This window comes from Nostoc sp. S13, assembly GCF_029379315.1.
Lineage (GTDB): Bacteria > Cyanobacteriota > Cyanobacteriia > Cyanobacteriales > Nostocaceae > Nostoc.
The window spans coordinates 1-19,828 of sequence record NZ_JAQYWQ010000004.1; the positions used below are offsets into that span (position 1 = coordinate 1).

At 43.1% G+C, this 19,828-nt stretch carries 14 protein-coding genes; 3 read left to right on the forward strand and 11 right to left on the reverse strand.

What is annotated here, in order from left to right; translation table 11 throughout:
* Positions 1-269: 269 nt before the first annotated feature.
* The 7 genes from PUQ00_RS01990 to PUQ00_RS02020 form a co-directional block, all read right to left on the reverse strand.
* Entirely contained in the window at positions 270-4,610 is a 4,341-nt protein-coding gene (locus tag PUQ00_RS01990; protein WP_300412641.1) for a DUF4912 domain-containing protein, read from the reverse strand.
* A 330-nt stretch (positions 4,611-4,940) separates the two neighbouring features.
* A complete protein-coding gene (locus PUQ00_RS01995) occupies positions 4,941-5,126 on the reverse strand; it encodes a helix-turn-helix domain-containing protein (RefSeq protein WP_300412643.1) in 186 nt (61 codons plus the stop codon).
* 42 nt (positions 5,127-5,168) lie between these two features.
* Positions 5,169-6,278 carry a precorrin-8X methylmutase gene (locus PUQ00_RS02000; RefSeq protein ID WP_300412862.1) on the reverse strand — a complete coding sequence of 370 codons (1,110 nt, stop codon included), beginning with the start codon at positions 6,276-6,278 and terminating at the stop codon, positions 5,169-5,171.
* Between the two features lie 86 nt (positions 6,279-6,364).
* A complete protein-coding gene (locus PUQ00_RS02005; RefSeq protein WP_300412645.1) occupies positions 6,365-6,988 on the reverse strand; it encodes a hypothetical protein in 624 nt (207 codons plus the stop codon).
* A gap of 3 nt (positions 6,989-6,991) precedes the next feature.
* Complete coding sequence (locus tag PUQ00_RS02010) at positions 6,992-7,339, reverse strand: STAS-like domain-containing protein (RefSeq protein WP_300412647.1); 348 nt, start codon at positions 7,337-7,339, stop codon at positions 6,992-6,994.
* A gap of 372 nt (positions 7,340-7,711) precedes the next feature.
* Complete coding sequence (locus tag PUQ00_RS02015; protein WP_300412649.1) at positions 7,712-8,398, reverse strand: hypothetical protein; 687 nt, start codon at positions 8,396-8,398, stop codon at positions 7,712-7,714.
* A 196-nt stretch (positions 8,399-8,594) separates the two neighbouring features.
* Positions 8,595-8,834: a hypothetical protein gene (locus PUQ00_RS02020; protein WP_300412651.1), complete on the reverse strand. Its 240-nt coding sequence runs from the start codon at positions 8,832-8,834 to the stop codon at positions 8,595-8,597.
* A 303-nt stretch (positions 8,835-9,137) separates the two neighbouring features.
* Between PUQ00_RS02020 and PUQ00_RS02025 the strand changes: the two genes are divergently transcribed.
* The 3 genes from PUQ00_RS02025 (at position 9,138) to PUQ00_RS02035 (ending at position 12,219) form a co-directional block, all read left to right on the forward strand.
* The gene (locus tag PUQ00_RS02025; protein WP_300412653.1) at positions 9,138-11,180 is read left to right on the forward strand and encodes a heavy metal translocating P-type ATPase; all 2,043 of its coding nucleotides are present in this window, start codon (positions 9,138-9,140) and stop codon (positions 11,178-11,180) included.
* 405 nt (positions 11,181-11,585) lie between these two features.
* Positions 11,586-11,990, forward strand: a complete 405-nt coding sequence (locus PUQ00_RS02030; RefSeq protein ID WP_300412655.1) for a hypothetical protein — start codon at positions 11,586-11,588, stop codon at positions 11,988-11,990.
* A gap of 73 nt (positions 11,991-12,063) precedes the next feature.
* Positions 12,064-12,219, forward strand: coding sequence for a hypothetical protein (locus PUQ00_RS02035; protein ID WP_300412657.1), 156 nt, complete (start codon positions 12,064-12,066; stop codon positions 12,217-12,219).
* 238 nt (positions 12,220-12,457) lie between these two features.
* On the opposite strand, the gene PUQ00_RS02040 is transcribed toward PUQ00_RS02035, so the two are convergent.
* The 4 genes from PUQ00_RS02040 to PUQ00_RS02055 form a co-directional block, all read right to left on the reverse strand.
* Positions 12,458-13,636, reverse strand: a complete 1,179-nt coding sequence (locus PUQ00_RS02040; RefSeq protein WP_300412659.1) for a choice-of-anchor tandem repeat NxxGxxAF-containing protein — start codon at positions 13,634-13,636, stop codon at positions 12,458-12,460.
* A 502-nt stretch (positions 13,637-14,138) separates the two neighbouring features.
* Entirely contained in the window at positions 14,139-15,770 is a 1,632-nt protein-coding gene (locus PUQ00_RS02045; protein ID WP_335030479.1) for an efflux RND transporter periplasmic adaptor subunit, read from the reverse strand.
* Positions 15,771-16,753: 983 nt separating this feature from the next.
* Entirely contained in the window at positions 16,754-18,043 is a 1,290-nt protein-coding gene (locus tag PUQ00_RS02050; RefSeq protein WP_300412661.1) for a glycosyltransferase family 4 protein, read from the reverse strand.
* Positions 18,044-19,031: 988 nt separating this feature from the next.
* Positions 19,032-19,622, reverse strand: coding sequence for a PEP-CTERM sorting domain-containing protein (locus PUQ00_RS02055; protein ID WP_300412663.1), 591 nt, complete (start codon positions 19,620-19,622; stop codon positions 19,032-19,034).
* Positions 19,623-19,828: the final 206 nt, after the last annotated feature.

The window sequence follows — 19,828 nt, forward strand, 5'->3', positions numbered from 1 at the left end:
TCAGAATTCAGAATGAATTCTGTACGACTGGTGGATGAATAATCGGGTTTAAGACACCCACAAAACAAGAAAATTTGGTGGTCAACTTTCGTAGTCGCGGGTCTGAATCCCCGACTGATAGCGTAGCGGTAGCGAGTCCGCGTTCGCTTTTAGCGTCTCGTAGAGAGCGTCTTGATTCTGACTCCTGAATTCTGACTTCTGAATTCTTCTTCAACTGTTTTAGGAAATGAAACAGCTCTGGTGTTAGAGGGGATAACTCATGGTAATTGCTAGCTTTCGGAAGTTTCTTGAGAGAACTTCTTATGGATAGTTCTAGTGGATTCTCCATCAGCAGCTACCGTTATCAGATAGTCCATTAAACCATCTGAAAAGGGGAGACGTAAGTGGAAAGTACCATCGGGTTTGATTTTGATGTTATGACCACCAATGTTTACAGTTGTGTTTGCTTGGGTTGCTCCGTGAATAATCAACTCAGCATCTGCCACAAACCAAAAATCTCCCTGAGCATGACTGAAAACCCGAACATTAGGTGAACGGGCAATCAGTAACCAACGATCGCCATCAGCCACATAGCCAATTTCAATCATGTAGTCGCGATCGCTGACGGGAATAGCCACAAAGCGATCGTGTGCTACCTCTTCGCATTCATACTGCTGTACAAGCTGGGGACTTTGATAACTCAAGTCAATGCCAGTCACATCGTAGAGCCGCACTACCAATTGGCAGCCGCCCTGTTGTTGCAGCGTTTCGTTCTGAGTCTTGGAAATGTACCAAGAGACATAAGCCCACTTAGGAGTGCGGGGTGTGAGCACAATACTGCTCTCTTCTTCACTGATCTTTTCTTGGGCATCTACCAAGCCAATAGCTGTTTCGCTTGTTAACGCTACATTTTCAACTGTGGGATTTGTTGTGGGATCTGGATGGACAGGATTGAAGACACGAACGATCCCGGAACGGGCGATGAATAACCAGCCATCGCCATCAGCAACATAGCCAATTTCAACCATGTAATCGCGATCGCTGACGGGAATAGCCACAAAGCGATCATCTGCTGTCTCTTCACATTCATACTGCTGGACAAACTGAGGACTTTGATAACTCAAGTCAATGCCAGTAACATCGTAGAGCCGCACTACCAATTGAGAGCCGCCTTGTTGGCGCAGTGCTGCTTTCTTGGTTTCAGAAATCTCCCAAGAGATATCAGCCCACTGGGGAGTGCGGGATGTTAGCACAATACTGCTCTCTTCTTCAACTGTGGGATCTGGATGAACAGGATTGAAGACACGAACGATCGCGGAACGGGCGATGAATAACCAGCGCTCGCCATCAGCGACATAGCCAATTTCAGCTATGTAATCGCGATCGCTGATGGGAATTTCCACAAAGCGATCGTGTGCTGTCTCCTCAGATTCATACTCCTGGACAATCTGGGGACTTTGATAACTCAAGTCTATCCCAGTCACATCGTAGAGCCGCACTACCAATTGAGAGCCGCCTTGTTGACGCAGCGCTGCTTTCTTGGTTTCGGAAATCTCCCAAGAGACATGAACCGATGTATCAGTATGCAGTGTGAGCACAATACTGCTCTCTTCATCTGCATCTACCGAGCCAATAGCTGTTTCGGCTGCAATCGGCAGATCATCAACTATGGAATCTAGATGGACAGGACTGAAGACACGAACGATCGCAGAACGGGCGATGAATAACCAGTGCTCACCATAAGCGACATAGCCAATTTCAGCTATGTAATCGCGATCACTAACAGGAATTTCCACAAAGCGATCGTGTGCTGTCTCTTCAGATTCATACTCCTGGACAATCTGGGGACTTTGATAACTCAAATCTATCCCAGTCACATCGTAGAGCCGCACTACCAATTGAGAGCCGCCTTGTTGGTGCAGCGATGCTTTCTTGGTTTCGGAAATCTCCCAAGAGACATGAACCGATTTATCAGTATGCGGTGTGAGCACAATACTGCTCTCCTCATTTGCATCTACCAAGCCAATAGCTGTTTCATCCCCAGGCAGATCATCAACTATGGAATCTGGATGGACAGGACTGAAGACACGAACGATCGCAGAACGAGCGATGAATAACCAGTGCTCACCATAAGCGACATAGCCAATTTCAGCTATGTAATCGCGATCACTAACAGGAATTTCCACAAAGCGATCGTGTGCTGTCTCTTCAGATTCATACTCCTGGACAATCTGGGGACTTTGATAACTCAAATCTATCCCAGTCACATCGTAGAGCCGCACTACCAATTGAGAGCCGCCTTGTTGGTGCAGCGATGCTTTCTTGGTTTCGGAAATCTCCCAAGAGACATGAGCCGATGTATCAGTATGCGGTGTGAGTAAAATACTGCTGTCTTCATCTGTATCTACCGAGCCAATAGCTGTTTCGGCTGCAATCGGCACATTGTCAACTGTAGTATCAGTTTGTCCTTGGGCATCTGATGCCAAAGTGGTAGCCCAGGCTCCAATCCCTGCGCCTGCTGCTAAAGCCGCAGCAGCAGCAAAATCTGTGGAGTCTTCAGCAACACCTTCCCTAACAGTAGGCTCTGCTGGCGATTCTTCCTTTAGCAAATTGACAGTGGGTTCGGCCTTGTCCGCGACCACATTCAATTCATCTTCTGGTAATTCTGGCAAATCGAGCAGTGAGGCTGTTTGTGCCGTAGATGGTTCCACATCGGCTACCAGTTCGCCAGACTGTGATAAAGGCAATTCATCTACTGAGGCTGTATCTTCAGTTGAGGTGATACTTTCTAGCCAGTTCAATTCTGCCTGAAGTTGGTCATCTATCTGATCTTCACTAACTTCCGTGTCCCAATATTCAAAATCAGATGTTAGTTCTGGCACATCTGGTAATTCCGGGAGTGGGTCTGTCGCCTCAAATGAAGGCAGTTCCCCATCAGATGTCTCTTCTGGAATATTACCCAGCTGAGGATATGAAGTATTTACTACGGCCGCCGGGGCTTCTATATCCCATACAACTTGCTCAGACTCAGGAGGGTCTAACTCAGTATAATTATTTAGCTCGACTGTATCATCAATCGGGTCTAATTCTGTTTCTTTGTTGTTAAAGGTAGACCAGGTAGTTGCGCCGATACCCGTTGCTAGAGCCGCACCACCGCTTAAAGCTGCGGCTCCCAAGTTGTTATTTTCTGATCCTCCATTAGCTACGCCTGATGTTGTGCCTTCATAGAGGTTAGAGGTGCCATTAGTTGCCTCTTGTGCTAAATTTGATCTCCCCTGAGTAGCGTTCTGGCTCAGGTCAGATTGTGTTTGAGCATAAATGTTGAAAGGAGTGCGATCGCGCGTTTCTTGCTCTAGGTAGTGCGGCACTGGCTGCTCCTCAAGCATCCCTCCGTTAAGGGAAGGATCTGTGCTGGCATTGAGCACCGCCGTTTCTCTATCTTCTGTGCTGGGTGGACGGGGATTTGATTCTGGTAAGTCGTCTGTTTTCTCAGTGGGCAATGGGCGTTTTCCCAGAACCCACCATAGTAACCCTCCAGCTAGACTAATAAAAAAGAAAGGTAGCAGCAACCACAATGGTGTTTGCTTGTCTACAATTGGACTCTTTTGTGGAGGAGCAGCCACAAACGGCTCTTTGCCAAATACAGAGGTAGTGGCACTGGGGGAAGGCGTAGCAGCAGGTGTCGTCTGGGCACTGGGGGAAGGGGTGACAGCAGGTTGTGATACGCTGGCTGCGATCGCCTCTGCTTCAGTAGTTTGAGCTTGTTCTATAGCTTTTTGTCCTGGCTGTGCCAGGGTAAAGCCGAGAAAATCTACTGTGCTTAAGCTGGGATTTTTTTTGTAAACGTAAACTAAAGGTTGCGAGAAGGGATATTTAGCATCATCTGGCAAAGCTTGATGTAATTGCAGAACTCGCACACCTTTCAACTTGGACACCTGATTAGCTAACACATAGCTGATACCGTCTTTGCCCAGTTGTTTGATGATTTCTGCGGTATTATCCTCAGTTAGTTGGGTAGCATTGGGCCCTGTAGCAAAGTCAGCAGTTTTGAAGGCTGGATAAGTACGAAAAGTATTGCGAGTTTCACTTGTCTTAGGGTGATCGATGAACCGAATCTTCCCTGAAGACGCTCCCAGTTGTGACCAATTTGTAATTTGTCCCCGGAAAATCCGGGCGAATTGTTTACTGGTCAAGCTTCCTTTGAAAGGATTATCTGCACCAACCACGATCGCAATCTTCTCACGGAGCAAGCGAACTTGCTCTAGTCCTTGGGCTTTTTCTGCTGGTGTTAACCCACGCCCCATTGCTACTATGTCGATTTTACCATTTAGTAAATCTTTCAATGCCGTACCAGTACCGTTAGCAGCAATTTCAACCTTTGTGCCGGAAAACTGTTTTTCAAAACTTTCTTTCAGACTTTGGTTGATTTGAGCCAAGCTACTTGAACCGTCAATCCGCACTGTCGTCCCATTCTGCACTGTTTGCGGTAGTGAAAAAGACGAAGCTTCAGGTTTAGATTGTGCCAGCATGGGTGCAGATACCACCAGAGTTGCTGCCATCGGGGTCGTAGCTAAGGCAACCCATAATACCAGCCTGACTATTGAAGTATCTTTTTTTTCTTGTTGCCACATATGCCCTTTATTAAAGTAAAAAATAGAAAGCCTGCCAATCCTAAATCGCGATCTTTTTAGAAATTATGGAGGAGACGCGCTAATTATACATCTGAGTTATCTTTACTTCTAATTCTTTCAACGCACTTATGTTTATTTATACTATGCCATCGCTCGTATAGCATGATAATTTATACTCGAAATTGCCAAAGTCTGTTTACTTTGAAATATTCACCATCCAGCATGAGTGGTGATTCTTGGTGCTTCAACGAATTCTGCTACCGAAATAGTCTTACAATTCCTCTGCGCCTGTTTAGAATCGTGGCTACAAAGGTACAGATGAGATATCTTTTAACCATTGTCGCTCATCTGTCTTTTTCGACAGAGTGAGCATTGATGAAAGCTTATTATATCCGGGTAGTTTTTGAGATTGTTTATACTCTGGCAAAGCATCATTCCAGACAACCCGAACAACTGAGCTAAACTATGAAGCTGTTGGTCTGTGGGATAAAACCTGTATTCATACCTTGCTTTCATGGCTTGCGCTAGAATTTGTCTGCAATTAGATTATATATTGGTCTACATGAAATGATAACAATGACAATCTGGCTTATCAATTAATGACTCCACCAAGGCATTTAGGGCAGTTGCAGCTAAAGCGCCACCTCCCAAAGTCCCTTCAACTGTAATATAAGGTATCCCTTGTTGCATCAGTTGTCGCTTGGCTGCGGGAGCATGGCTAAAGCCAATGGGCATTCCAATTACCAATGCAGGCTGAATTTTTTGGTTAGCGATCGCAATTGATGCTTCCAGAAGTACTGAAGGAGCATAACCAACTACCAGCACACAACCCTGACTTACTTGCTGCAATTTTTCTTGCCATTCTCGATGTTGGCAAAAGGCAAGTTCCGCCTCTGTGGCAGTAGTAATATGGGGATTATCAATCAAAGTTTCGATCTGGCATCCCAAGTGAAGTAATCGGGTTTGATCCAAAGCAGCCGCAACCGTTTGGGTATCGACTACAATTTGACAGCTTGAAGATAGGGCTTCTCGACTAGCGGCGATCGCACCTCGACTCAACTTAATAAAGGACACCAAACTGACATCGCCACAAGCCAAAACCAACTGAGAAATTAAGTGTTGTTCAATTTCCGAACGGTTAGACAAATCAGGTAGTAAGCGTTGTAGTGATTCTGTGAAAGCCTCCGAATGCGTATGAATTTCGGCATCCAAGCCACTCCACAGGTTTTCCAGTCCCCCCAATCCCGCTTGGGTTTCGACATCGAGTAACTTGAGTTGTGCCAAAACTTCCGCCTGGATAATTTGACAATGGCGATCGCGCCCCAATAATCCTTCTAGCGCTGATGCAGTTTGCCGCAGTTGGGAAATTTGTTGCATTACCGCCCGATATTGCTGCTGAAGTTGTCCCATGAGGTTAACAGTTGTGTCAGCTTCTGGTTCTACCTGCAAAATTTGACGGATGTGGTTTAGCTGAAACCCTTGCTGCTTAAGTGCAACAATCCGTTGCAACCGAAGGACATCTTTTTTGGTGTAGAGACGATAATTGCTAGGCGATCGCACTGGTTGCGGTAGCAGTCCCAATTGATGATAATGTCGCACCATGCGCGGAGTTAAACCGCCGCCCACCAAGTGCGTTAACTGCTTAATTGTTAGCTCGCTACTTTTGATTTCCACAAATTAGGGTATTAAAGAGGTTAATTGTTGTCGAGGGGGCGTTTAGAAAAGGCGATCGCTTTTAACTTAGCTTAGTTAAACTATCTGGTAGCCAATAATTTTTTCTGTATATTAGCTTCTTGAATGACGTTGTTGTTGCTCGTAAATACCTGAATATCTGGAACAACAGCATAATCCATGTCATGTGTAATGATTTTAATTTTCCCTGCTCCTGCTCTACTAATAGCTTCGAGAAGTAGTAAGTCATAGCCATCAACAGCTGAAGAAAGGAATCTGTTTAGTGCTGCATCGGTTGTTGCATCATCTACTGTGAGATCAACAGGAACAGCAAGCGCCTTAACCTGACTCCAAACTGACTGAACTTCGGCAACAACATTCATCCGTTCATTTGGGTAATTATGACGGTATTCTTTAAGTGGCAAAAACCCATGCAATTTTTTATAAATCTCATATTCAGTTTTTTCAATGATATGAGCAAGTTCAGCTAAAATTAGCCCCGAATATGTCAGTGTGGCTCCATTCAAAAGAGCTTGATTAATATATTTGAGATAATTGCTGAATTTGGAGACTTTAGTACCAAACCCAGCATTAGTATAAGTCTGCCAAAACCAGACGTTGGTATCTACAAGGAAAATATCATCTTGCTGGGGATTATCAGTTTTGATATCGATGATATCAGCTTGGATCTTAAGGTTGACCACCATGCTTTAAAAAGTTGCAGCCTGCTCTGCCATCGCTGCATCAACCGCATTACGAAATTGCTCATCGGAATAGTAATGCTTCGCATTGGCAATCACACGCTCAAGAACATTCCACCCCTCAGAACTTATAGCAGTGAACTCAACCAGTCGATTAAGGTTATCTGCTGGAATATCCTTCAAGAGATGACCGATCGCCAAGTTGAAAAAAGGAGATGCAAAGACCTGAACTCCTGTAAAATCCAATTCTACAGGGTTGCCAGAAAGCAGAACTGGATGAATCTGGTCATATACCTTCTGTCCACTCTCAGCGCTGATGGCGTATTTTCCGACAACATCAAAAATTTTGTATGCCATTCCTCTATCTCCCTCTTTAAAATAACCGCTTCTTAAGTTGATGAGCTTCAGTTGCTAGGCAGTAGCAAGATTCATCACACCGAATTGCAATATTAATCAGGGTTCCTCTAAAATTAGTACATTCGTTCTCATATATAATATTATCGCCTATATTGACATATCCGTCATTACTAAAGATTGTAAGGTTTCCATGATTTTTTACGATGAAGTCCTGCAATAAATTTAAGCCTGGGCCACGGGAGATACTGTCTTGCTTAGTGCTATTTCCAGGCTCGAACGCCCACTTTGCGATCGCATCCAATCACCATAAACAAACCCCGTGCTACATAACGCGCTACGGGGTGTTGTTGGGGGTGTGGGGGAATAGGTTGGTTAGATGGGTCTTGGGCGGTTTTTGGGGGGTGTGGAAGTTAGTTTGACTTGGCTTTTAGCTGATGTTTTAAGGCTTTGAATTCTAGTTAATTTAGTTTGTAGTTCTTTTTTTCTTAAAGTGCTATAAGCTCCAAATAATCCCAGAGTAATGAGAGGAACGATAGAATTATTTTCGGGAACAGAAACTGGACCGGCAATTTGTTTTAAATTTAAATTTCCTTCAAGTCTAAGTGCAGAATCAAAATGACTACCACCCACTGTAAAGCCAAATGTCTGACCAGCAGAAATATTGCTAAAAGTATAACTACCAGATTCATTAAATCCAGCAGATGGGGAAGTACAGCAGTCAGTCGGCCCCGCGCTGTATAAAGTTGTGTTTGGATTAAAAGTATTGAGGAAGGCTGTTACCTCGAAGTAAGAATGGAAACCTGTATAGTTCCAGTCAAAATTATAATTACCATCAGCTTTTGCTACTGTCGAAATTGTCCAAGTGTTTGTATAAAAACCTTCTGTCCCAGGTAGATTATAACTTAAATTATATTCATCTAGATTGACTTGTTGGGTATTAGTTGTTCCTGGCCCAGATATTGTCCAATTAACTGGAGTGAAAGTACTAGCAAGGCATTTAGGTGCAATACCTAATGTTAAAGCTGTAGTACAAGCAATTACCTTATTTATAGTCTTCATAGTTGATAGTGAAAAATTACTGCGTTGATTTTGTAATCAACTAACATTATTTTTGATAGGCGTTTATTAGCAGCATATATATCACAAAACTTTACACGATAAGCATTCTGGCTGTATGGGATAGTTGAACCATTGGCAGGATGGCATTTTTGTCAGGAATATCCTCATCTGGACAGTGAGAACTTTCAGAAATTCCTTAATGCCCTATCCCAAGAACTAGGTGATCATATGGCACTGATGCAAATGGATCAAGCATCCGCACATCAAGCGTTGGCGCTGTTTTGGCCTGAAAATCTACTTTGATATTTAACCAATCTTGGGGTAACTGCTCAATTTCATCCCTGAGTTTAAATAACTTATTAAAATGATGGGGATTGTCATCAATCTTGGTTACATAAAGAATTAAATTTGGTTGGTTTTTAGTCTCTAAGAGCAAGATAACTCCGACTATTCCAGATATTTATTAGTTATTTATATCTTGAACTTTCACACTGGTAGCAACAAGATTTAGCATTTTTTGCGATGGCAAAGCTTACCAGAGGCAATCGCTTTCATCCTTTGATAATAAATTTGAAGGTTTACAAATTACCGTACCATACCTAGAATAAAACACACACTACTATAAAGAATAACTCTGCGAACCTACACATTACATTTTTGGAGCATTTTCACGCTAAACCTTGACATTAACATTAATGTCAAGGTTTAGCCTGAGAGAGTCCCTGTCAATTCACCTCCCATGCTCTATCTCCAACGTTTGGGCCAATTCACTAGAGAACACGCAGATACCGTAGCAGCCCTTTTATGTGGGTTGCTACTATTTCTTGGATGGTTCGCCTTACATCTCGGCGCTTTGGGATTAGCATTGCTGCTGCTACCGGCTGCTTACGTGATTGGTGGTTATGAAAGTGCGCGGGAGGGATTGACTACTCTCTTCAAAGAAAAGGAACTCGATGTAGATTTGCTGATGATTGTGGCGGCTATTGGTGCTGCTAGTCTCGGCTTATGGCGACGAGAATATCATCTAATTATTGATGGGGCAATTTTGATTCTCATCTTTGCCATCAGTGGCGCATTAGAAGGCTATGCAATGCAGCGAACTGAGCGGAGTATTCGGAGTTTGATGAGTTTGACACCAGATACAGCAAGGGTTTTGCATCAGGGAAGGGAAGAGGAAATTCCTATCACTCAGCTAAAAGTGGGTGATCAGATTGTCGTCAAACCCGGAGAGCTAATTCCTACAGATGGAATCATTTTATCTGGTTACAGCACCCTCAATCAAGCTGCAATTACAGGCGAGTCTTTACCTGTAGAGAAAACAGTGGGCGAAGAAGTATTTGCTGGCACACTTAACGGCTATGGTGCATTGCAAATTAAGGTACACAAACCAGCCCAAAGCAGTCTGATTGTGCGTGTGATTCGTTTAGTAGAACAAGCAAAGACTCAAGCACCTCCTTCGCAAGAGTTTATTGATCGCTTTGAACGAGGATATGCCAAAGTCATTGTAGTAGCCGGGATATTACTAGCAACTTTACCGCCATTTCTTTGGGGTTGGGATTGGGAAACGACGATTTATCGCGCCCTTACCTTCCTGGTGGTAGCTTCTCCGTGTGCGCTGATGGCTGCAATTATGCCCACCCTGCTTTCAGGAATCGCCAATGGTGCAAGACAGGGGATTTTGTTTAAAAATGGGGCGCAGTTAGAGAAGATTGGCAAAGTCCGGGCGATCGCATTTGATAAAACTGGTACTCTAACAACAGGACAGGTGCAGGTATACAAGGTAATTTCAGCTAGTGAATACACTCAAACAGATGTATTAAAAGCCGCAGCTAGTGTGGAATCCTCTTCAGAACATCCCATTGGTAAGGCAATTGTGCAGGCGGCTGGTGAAACAGTTCGAGTCTTCTCTGCGAGACGCTCCGCGTTCGCGAAGCGTTCCGAAGGAAAGGCGGTTCCCGTCGAGTCGAAACTGTTGAACCCGAAGGGTGATTTAGATTGGATTGGTGCAATTCAAGTGCAAGCTATACCTGGACAGGGAATTGTGGGAATCGCCCAAGAACAACAGATAATTGTCGGGAATGCCGTTTTTGTGCAACAGTATGTCACAAATTTACCTGAAGAATTGCGAGAAATGGCTCAATCTTTGGAGCAAGAAGGTAAAACTGTGGTTTGGGTAGCGAAGAACCCCACCGCCAACTCCTCCCCGCTCTTCGAGAAAAGAGCCGAGGTGATGGGTGTAATTGCGATCGCAGATGAAGTAAGATCGCAAGCAGCTGCAACTATTACCCGGTTAAAAAAACTGGGAATTGAGCAAATTGTCATGTTAACTGGGGATAATCAGGAAACTGCTCACAGTGTTGCCAAAGCAGTCGGAATTGATCGGGTATATGCTCAACTTCTACCAGAAGATAAGCTGGATGTGATCCGCCGTCTACAGCAAGAATATCAAACTGTGGCAATGGTAGGGGATGGGATCAATGACGCACCAGCCCTAGCGCAAGCGTCTGTAGGTATAGCGATGGGAATATCTGGGAGTGATGTGGCATTGGAAACCGCAGATATAGTTTTGATGGCAGACAGGTTAGAAAAAATTGCCGTAGCGATGCATTTGGGTAGGCGATCGCAAGTCATAGTCAAACAGAATATAGTCGTAGCGTTGGGTTTTATTGTGTTGCTTTTGGTAGGCAACTTTCTGGGAAATATTAACCTACCCATTGGCGTCATTGGGCATGAAGGTTCCACAGTGTTAGTTACCCTCAGTGGTTTAAGATTGCTGAAATAAAGCACTCACCGAATTTTAGACTTTCCTGCGGAACGTTACGCGAACGCTTTTAAATTTTGGAAAATGGAATTGTTGGCAGAGCCTAAGAAGAGAAGATTCTTTCATCCGTCTTGGAAAGTTTGCTCAAGTCAAGCGACTCCGTTGCGGTGAGCCAGTGATCTAAAATCTAAAATCCAAAATTCAAAATTGTCTAACCGGATGTGGAAAGTCAGAAAGTATCACAGACGACAAAACTTTTCTCAATCACCCCATCGAAGAAAACTTTTCGAGTTATTCAAAACTGATAGGATTGATTCAAAGACTTGTGGAATCTCCTCTTCCTAAACAGACTAGACTTGGATAATTTACTATCAACAACTTTCGCCTCACATCATGAACCGCTTTACCTCAATTTTTCTGGCCGGCTTGATAGCATCTGCTTCAGCTTTGGCTATTTCTCCAAAAGCTGATGCGAAAGCACCGGTGTCTTATCTTGCTGAGTCAGATAACTACAACTATGATTATCATCGCAACGATGATGGTAACTACGAACGTGAGAGTCGTCACCACAGAGATGGTGAATATGACCGCGATAATAACATTCGCAACATTGGTGACAATGACCGCCGCTATGAGCGCAATCAAAACCGCCGCTATGAGCGCGATCATAATCGCCGCTATGAGCGCGATCATAATCGCCGCTATGAGCGCGATCAAAACCGCCGCTATGAGCGCGATCAAAACCGCCGCTATGAGCGCGATCAAAACCTTCGCAACATTCGTGACAATAACCTTCGTTATCAACGCGAGCGCGACTGGGGTCGTGGCTAATCCCTCCGCCTTCATTGAAAGTGACGGGAAACTCCATCCCCTTGTGGGTGGAGAGGGATAGTCGCCCCGTCGCTTGGGGCATTGGGCATTGGGCAAACAGGTAACTTCTTCCCCATGCCCCATGCCCCATTCCCCATGCCCAAAAACTCCAACCCAAGAGTGGGTGGAGTTTTTTATTTATTTAAGCTTGGTTCCAGGTGAACTGAGCATTGATTCTACTTGGCGGTAGAGACACCAATAGGGTTCGGATAAGCACTATTTAGCTAAAACTGTGGTCTGGGAAAAGGGGAAAGGTTTGAATTTACCCTTTTCCCTTTCACCTTTTCGCTTAACCAAGCCGCATTAATCAGCATCAAAGACTCATTAATGGAGTTCTGATATCTTTAGCGATCGCTTCTAGCCATTACGAATTAGAATTCTTTTAAATAAGAGTCTGAAACTCTCTTTAATGCGTGAATTTTTAATTGTTAATTCTGTTTTAGTTTTCCTTTGATAGTTAAACCGGTGCCTAAAGCGCCAAAAGCTAGTAGACCGAATATAGAAGTGGATTCAGGAATTGATTTAGAAACTGGATCGGCACGGAAAACACCCCTAATAGTCTTACCACCGTCATCTATGAGGTCTGCCAAGAACGAGATTTGACCAGAATTATTTAGATCCTCGAACAAAAGATTGGTAACAGTGCCTCCTAAAAGGGAGTCCCCGATGGCAATCACTTTATCTGCAATGGGGTCTGATCCTGTAAAAATACCGTCCTCATAAACATTTACTGCCCCATTAGGTAATATTGCACCGAAAGCTACTTGGTTGTTGTCATTAATTGCGTGACCACCGAAGCTACTAAAGGGGCCACTAGTGTCGGCAACAGTGGTAATTGTTTTACCGTTGCCTGTAAATATCCCTGTTTTCCCGCCCCGTAGTGAACCATCAAATATCACTGTTCCTCTATTATTAATCCCAACCTGGGCATATCCACTAGAGATCGGACTAGTATTATCAGCGATCGTTGTAATTTTCCCATTTTTGATCGTGAAAATACCTTGTCCTCCATTTTTTAAGCTAGCTTCAAAAGCCACTACATTAGCGTCGTTAATTGCAGGGGGTTGGTCGAAAGACAAAAATAGTCCGCTAGTGTCCACCACAGTTGTCAAAGATCCATCATTGGCAGTAACAATCTTCCCGTTAAGTAAGTTGTCTAAAGTGGTGAAAACCAATGTGTCATTGTTATTAAAATCAAACTGATAATTCCTTAGTGTAGCAACTTTGGTAACATTACCACCCTTACTTATAAAGAGTCCTTCTGGAGGTAAAGTACTAGTATTTCCGAAGGCTACAGTATCACTATTGTTAATTGCAATACCATTGATAGCATATGAGAATAATGGGTACGGTTTGAGGGCAGTGGTAAAGGCTCCGCCGCCGTTGCTAGTAAAGATACCTTCACCTGAAGATGTCACACCAACAAAAGCTACTGTGCCATTATCGTTGATGGGGCCACCACCGACATCGAAGAAATCCTTATTATCACTATTGTTAGCGATTGATGTAAAGGTAAAGTTGCCAGCTTGTGCTGAGTTAACGTCTATCGTTAGTAAACTTAGGAAAGTACCAACTATAGAAGCTAAAATTTTTGGACAACTATTCATGTAAATATTTGGTTACTGCATTGGTTTTTTTGACCAAATTACCTTATCAGAAAAGTAGACATATATTCTATATTCCGACAGGATGAAAACGGCGATGTCTCTAACACTGAGTCCAGCAACATAGCATTATTACTAACCAAATAAATTAATATTACTAGATGAATTTAACCGAAGAAAAGCAGAGGGCAGTTCTTGCTGGAGGTAGGAAGTTTTAGAAAATAATTATTCCCCCTGCGAAAAGGGTTTCAGAACAAGTACAGGACTTAGGCAAACAATACCCGAAATCCTGATTTTCTTCTTAGGGGCAATACCCTGCGGTCAGCCGCTTCTCTACGAGACGCGCCGCATAGCTTGCTTCTCCATAGGAGTATGCGTCTACATGAATTGCCCCTAAGGGCGTGTAGTTTTGCGTAAGCCGGAAAGTAAATTTATTTATGATGATTCCTTCTGCCTCTTGAAAGCAAACATCATAAGTTAAATGGGTAGATAGAAATTACGATCCTTAAAACTTCCCACTACGCACTTCATCAGGTGCAAGAGTGATAGGAGCGCCATTGGTGAGGCTGAGAATACCGGAAACAACAATTTTTTCCCCAGGTTTTATTCCTTGGATAACTTGATAATTATTCCCCTCAATTACTCCCAATTTCACGGGCTTTTGTTGAGCTACTAAAGATGGCGCTCCAGCTTGAGGTTTTTCCTGCGGCGCTTCAGCTTGAGGTTTTTCCTGCGGTGTTTCAGCTTGAGGCTTTTTCGGCGGTGCTTCAGCTACAAACACAAAAGTCTCCCCACCCAAGCGACTTACTGCTGTAACTGGAATCAAGATTCCTGGACGTTCATTCCAGATTACTTTCGTTTGCACTGACTGAAGATTAAGCAGTCGATTTCTCAAATTGCCAAAGTTGGCTTTTACCAAAACTGTCTGCGAATCTGAACTGGCATTTGGGGAGATAAAACTGATCTTACCCCTTGCTGTGGTTTGGCCTTGGGCATCCAGCATTTGCACAGGTAATCCCAAGCGCAACTTTCTGGCTTGATTTAGCGGAATAAATATATTCAGCTCTAAAGAGTCGTTTTTGGTCAATGTGGTCAGCTGATCCCCTTGTGCCACATACTGTCCTACCTTAACTGGGATATCACCAACAATACCTGTGAAAGGAGCTAGAACTTTTGTGTATTGCAGTTGGACTTGAGCCGACTGGACTTGAGCCGCTGCTTGGCTTACTTGCGATCGCCCTTGGGCAATATCTTCTGGGCGGTTGCCGTTCACCTGCTGCCGATAGTATTGTTTCTGTTGTTCTAAGGCAGCACCTAGCTGCTGGATATTAGCATCTCTGCTTTTGCGGAGTTGCTCTAAGTTTTTCTGGGCTGCAACCAGTGCCGCTTCAGCACTATCTCTGTTTTTAAGGTATTCATCGAAGGTATCTTGGGAAGTTGCCCCTTCTTTTGTTAATTGTTGGTATCGCGTTGCTCGTGCTTGTGCTAGTACTAGATCGGATTTGGCTGAATTAACTTGAGCTTCAACCTGCTGGATTTGCTGTGGTAACGATCCAGATACGGCATCTTGATATTTTGCTTGGGCCTGATCTAGCTGGGCTTTGGCTTGGAAAACTACTTCTCTTCGAGTCCCGGCTTTGAGTTCGGCAAGATTTGCCTGTGCTTGTTCTAGTCCTGCTTGTTTTTGTCGTAGCAGGGCTAGGGCATCATCAATTTGGAGGCTAAGAATTACTTGCCCTTGTTGAACAGGAGTGCCCTCTTTGATATAAATCTGGGTAATTCGCCCTCCAACCTGTGGCTTGATTGGTACAGACAGTGGTGCTTCTAAGTCGCCAATAAACACCGAACTATCCTGCACAGTTTGAGTTTTCACAGTTGCTAGCTTCACGGCAACTGGCGGTTGAGCAGGCGGTCCTTCAGTACGCGATGGTGCATTGCTAGTTTGCCACCAGCGCCAACCAAAACCAATACCTGTAATTAACAGGATGATTCCTAAGATTAGAGGCCAACGCCGCTTTTTACGTGGCTTAGGCGATCGCTCTGGCAATGGTTGCGACTCTTGACTAGAATTAGTAACAGCAGGCTGTTCTATTTCAACAGGAACGCGAGAGTCAGGGAACTCAGAATGGGACATCATTTTCTCGTTTTGTGGATTTAAACTTGGGCAATCTACTTTTCACTAAAAAGCATTGTTTGAATAGTTTTTTAGCTTTTTTCTCTATGTTGGTGACAAATATGTTTGGGTATTTGGGCGATCGCTCACAATGTCTAGTACCTAAAACGCACAAATCTCCTATATTACCTTATGGTTAATTTGTACATTACTTAACTCCTGTCAATGTTTGAAATTGTAATTTATAAAACCTTCCTAATCAGTATAAACCCAGTGCCTTAGCTCCGAGAGAAAGCACGGTTCATCTTGTTGTTGCAGGCGAATCATGAACCTGCTACCTCCTACGTTGGAAACACCTTAGTTCCTGACTTTATCAAGCAAAGACAAGTTTGTGCCGTCCTTGATGGTAAGTTTTCTATGAGCGTTTGCAAGTGCTTGCTTGCATTATAACCACATAGAAGAAAATATTCATATAAGTTACAGATGAGTTTATCGCTCTTGAGTAGTGAATACTAATCTTAGGGAAGAAAAGCCTATGGAGCGATGCCTTCTCTACAAACGCAAACAGCATCTCGCAGACAGACCAAAGCGTAGATTGCTTGTCTAATAGGGGTACGGTGGTCTACGCCTACGCTGATTAATTCAGCTCTAAGCGGTTTTCAATTGCATGGAATACAACAGCCAATCGCATGGGCGGGTCTTCCGACTTGGGCGAACTGGCGTACCACTCGTAGAAGCATAGCATTGCTGTGCCATGTGTTGCATCCATAGACGCGGAGCGGCTTAAGGCAGGGTATGAGAACTGCTTTATTAATCAAGGTTGCGAGTTTCATCAAGTTATCCTCACCAAAAACGACGTGCAATCATCAATCACTGTTCTCTAGAGTCCTATTTTTAAGCAGTTTTAACTTCCTACACTTAGTTCACCCAATCGGTTGATTTTTAACTCACCCAAATGGGTGATTGAATTTATCTTAATTAGGGTTTTGTTTTATGCCCCATGCCCTTCAACCATCGACAACTGATTTTTTAGAATCTAATTTTGGTAAAATACTCAGAATTGATTTTCGGTTAGCAACAATATCAGAAAAGAGCCACTCATACCGATCAAGTGCTTGCTCCAAGGAATAGTTTTCTTCGGCAAACTGTCTTCCTGTTTTACCTAGCCTCGCCCCTAAAGCAGGATTAGCATATAAATCATACACCGCAGCAGCCATTGCATCGGGTGATTCTGGCTCAACAATTATTCCACCACCACTAAGTTCGATTGCTTTAGCAGCAGTACCAGTGGCGGGAACTGAACCCACAATCGGGCGACCACTTGCTAACAGCAGTGGTATTTTTGAAGGCATATTGAACGAAATCACATTGCGCTTTTGCACAATTAGCCCGACATCAGATGCTGCTAGCATTTCGGGTATTTTTTCTCGCGGCTGCAACGGTAGCAGCAAAACATTATCTGCTCCATTTAATAGGCAATATTGCTGCAACCTGTGCAATGCTATTGATTCGCCAACGATCACAAAGACAATTTCCCTAATATGACGTAAGCAAACTGCTGCGTCTATTACTGTCTCTAAACCTTGAGTTAGAGCAATGTTACCCGAATAAAGTACTACAAATTTCCCATCCAGTTGATGGCTAAATATCCAGGAGTTGTTCTCTTTCGGTAAAGGGCGGATGAAATTTACATTCACCCAATTGGGAATACAAACGATTTTATTAACAGGTACTCCCTTATTCACTAAATTCTCACGAAAGCTATCAGTGATCACACTAATAGTGTGTGCAGTCCGATATGCAAATTTCTCTAGGGCTGCAAGAGTTCGGATCATCCACTTATTTTTCAATAGCCCAATCTTCACGGCAGCTTCTGGTAGAATATCTTGCACATTCAGAACTACTGGGCAGTTGTATAACCAACCAAATATTGTTGCTGGTAACGTACCTAATAGAGGCGGAATTGTTAAGATAATCACATCTGGGCGTTTGCCTTTAAAGATTTGGGGTAAGCTCGTGAAAACAAAGCTCAACTCTAATAAAAGCCGATCCACGAGGTTGGGTTTAGACTTAATCCGCAGGTAACTTCGTTGAATGGTGACGCCATTTTTTTGTTCAGTAACGTACCATTTACCCCGATACCCATCGTAAATCTCACGCTGAGGATAGTTGGGCATTCCGGTAATCACCCGCACTTGATGACCTCGCTTTACTAGTCCTTCTGCCAATTCAGTCATTAAGGGAGCGATTCCAATCGGCTCTGGATGATAGTTGTAGGAATAGATAAGAATGTGCATGAGCTATTTATAATTATAATTTTTTTTGTGAAGACAGCCTGAGATGAGCGGACTTATTGCTAATTTCAGTAGGCGCTCTACTTTTATTATTTAATTTAGGTTGTGAGCAGGTGATGATTTTTTGAAATTACAAATGCAACTAAGACTGTTTAGGACTTTTCTCGGTGGATTTTAATAGTTATTAGTTGTGAATTATTAATTATTAGTTATCTATAACCAATTACCAATGAGGAGTAAACACTCCTCATTGGTAATTGATTAAGTTTCTTATCATACGCATGATAAGTTTTCACTAATTGAAAGGGAAATCTAATATTTAAATTTACACTTAGGTGATTGTAGCATCATATTTAATCCTGTGCATGAAACCCACATTCCAGCTTGTAAAGTGGCACATCAAGTGTTTTTAACCAAGTCATCAGTATTGGATTCAATGGTGAGCATCCTGCTTTTTTGAGTAGTTCAAAAGCATCAACTTTTCAACACTAGCGTCCTGCGTAGCTTGGTATTTGAAGCTATTACCTTGCACTTCAACTTGAAATCAATAGCTTGATCTGGGCTATTACCACCAGCAGCGATGCCTGCGGTTTTTGCTAGCCTATGCTGTGGTCAGGGCGATTTTGGCGAAAATCTTTTTCATTTGGGACTTACGCATTGACAGAAAATACTAAATATGGATGATTTAAAAAACCATATCTGTGGTCGGGGCAATTTATAAATTGCCCCGACCACAGATATGGTTACCATCAAAAAATGATCAATAAAACCCTGAAGCAAGTATTTTGGTAAAAAATGCATACCATGATTAATTTGTACAGTGCTTAAGTCATATCGTTGTAATCGCTCGAATACTTATGTTAAAAAGCATTCGAGCGGTCGCCAACCGATAAGGTTGAATGATCAACTCACCAGTTCAGTGAACTATTGAAGCTAGAATAGAGATTCATTAAACTAAATTTGGCTACCTCTGACTAGGAAGCCCTACTTTCTAGCAAGAGGCTTGCTTTTTCTTGAGAGTTGAACCTACACTCAGCATCCCAAATGCTAGTAAACCCAGGATAGAAGCGGGTTCAGGGACTTTGGATACCTGAATGAAACCAGAATTTTGATCTACTAGTGTTGACGTTCCTTTTTGATTAACATCCTGACGTAATTGCAAAGAGTCGCCAACCGTTCCATCGAAGAAATATTCTCCTATTACACCCGTTCCTCCTCCTATATCCAGACGACCAAACAATGTCTGAGTGGAAGTATCAAAGTTGAAAGCGAAGAACTTAGATTGTGACACCCCACCATTCACGGTGTTAGAAGTTTTCAGAAGATTTTTAGATGGGTCTAAGAAGGAGACATTGAAGGATTGTAAAAAGTTAGTCGCTCCACTACCACTTTCGGAAATAATTGTCGGTGCTGTAGCCTCGTCGTAGCTAAATGAACCTACTGCTGAATAACCAGCATCACCTTTCCAGTTAAAGTTGAAATCAACAGCTTGCGCTGGGTTGTTAGCACCAGCAGCGATCGCTACACTAAAAGCAGTACTGGTTGCTGCGATCGTCGCAATTTTGGCAAAAATGTTTTTCATTGTGATCACTCCAGAGTTGATTGAAATCATGCAGATATCAATCTATAAACAAGACTAACTTTATGATATAAAGATGTATAAGTAAATACTGCATGAAATTACGGTAGTAAGTGTAAAAAATCAATGAAGAGAAACACTTTTTTGTGAAGTTTTGGATAAAATATCAAATCTATCTCAGAGCCTCAGATCGACTTTATCGATAAAGA